This is a genomic window from Dasania marina DSM 21967 (assembly GCF_000373485.1).
In the GTDB taxonomy this organism is placed as follows: domain Bacteria; phylum Pseudomonadota; class Gammaproteobacteria; order Pseudomonadales; family Dasaniaceae; genus Dasania; species Dasania marina.
In genome coordinates, this window is sequence record NZ_KB891584.1 from 1 (window position 1) to 1631 (window position 1631).

General features: G+C 49.8%; 1 protein-coding gene. It reads right to left on the reverse strand.

Annotation, left to right across the window (positions count from 1 at the left end; translation table 11 throughout):
• The coding region (locus tag B067_RS0109530) for an Eco57I restriction-modification methylase domain-containing protein (RefSeq protein WP_019529851.1) at nt 1-1631 on the reverse strand (1631 nt) is incomplete at both ends.

Consider the following 1631-nt stretch of genomic DNA (forward strand, 5'->3'; position numbering starts at 1 on the left):
TTAAGGCCATCCCAAATCTGCCAAATAAACGGGCGATTTTGGAACAGCTTGCAGTGCTGAACGAAGAACTTATCGCGCAACCAAGCGTCCAGGCTGTTGGCTCCCACGGCGGCCAGCAGCTCTGCCTGCACATTAATATTCCAGGCCTCGCCATAGGCGGCTTCTAACATGTGCACCAAGCGATCGGCGGCGGCCGGTTCGCCACGCACGGCAGGTAAACAGGCAATGCCGTCGTCGTCCATTAATGCTAGTAGTGGCTCGCAAGCGTCTACCCATTGGCGCTGCTCGGGGGCCAGATCCATATCGCTGTCAAGTTCTGCCGGCCATCGGTAACCGAGCAGGCGCGCCAGAGCGACCTGCAGAACGGTGTCGTCTTTGCGTAATTCGCCAACAGCCGTGGCTTTATCCTGCAGGTGCCAGATCACCGAACCACAGGGGTGGCCATGGAAGATCCATTGGGTGGGGTCGTTGGTGTAGGGTTGAGGCAGGCCATTGGGGTATTTGTCTTGAGCAACACCCGACCAGTAATTAATGTCAAATGACACTTGGAGAAAGCTACCATTTGTAACGTTAAGCTTCTGATCTAACTCTCGAACAGTAGCCCTGAATTCAGCTGAGGATATAAATGCCCATACTGCCGGTAGCTCTTTCGAATCTGTAGGAATAAGTGGTGCAACATTCCCATCAAACTTATCACCATAATAAAGTGACCCAGGTAGATTTCTCATCTGCCCAACTATCACGCCTTTCCTATTAAACGCGAAACAATCTGGCCGAGGTCGCACCATCGCGGCCCCTTTAGTTCGCCAATCAACCGCATACGACTTGCCAACAAAATGACTTGTTTTAGTTGGTGCTGATTGAAAACCAATCCAACCGGGACATGATGGCATAACCTCCCAGTAGGATTTTCTCCATTGATCAGCGTCACCAGTAATAATCCCTTGGGGTGCAACAAGGTGAACGTCCAGTAGATTCCCATCTTGTTTATCTAATTTTTTTAGAATAACCTTTGCATCCGGATTATCTAGCTGTTTCAGCTGATCAACTGAATGAACTTCAGCGGATACCAGTTCCTCTGATTTTAGTTGTGCAGATTTGGCTTCAGACACATCGAGACCGCGCAGCTGATGCTGATTGGGTTGACCTAAGACGGATTTATTCCGCTGGCCACGGCTGATACTAACTAAAATGGCTTTAACTACCTCACCACTAATCGTATCGAAGGCACCAGGGCCTAAACGGGCAAGCATCTCCCAGGTATCGTGGGTCAGTAACTTTTCACGGATTTTTTTATAGCTGGTTAAAAACAACCAGTTTTGCGGTAGTACCACACTGACGTTACCGCCCTGAGTGCAGAGTTCCAAACAACGATCAAGAAAAACTGTCGCTAAATCATTCTTACCTGCCGGGTAGTATTTCTCGCAGTATTTCTGTAATACCGCATCCTGTTTACCTCGCGCCAAATAAGGCACATTAGTAATCACCCAACTGTATTGCCCCGCCAATAGCGTCGCCGCTTTGGCCAATCCCTGGGCGGCAATCTGCGCCTCATGGGCATCGTCACTGTCGGTGGCCAGCGCTTGATTTAACGCCTCACTTAACTCATCCCATTCGACAATTTTGGCGGC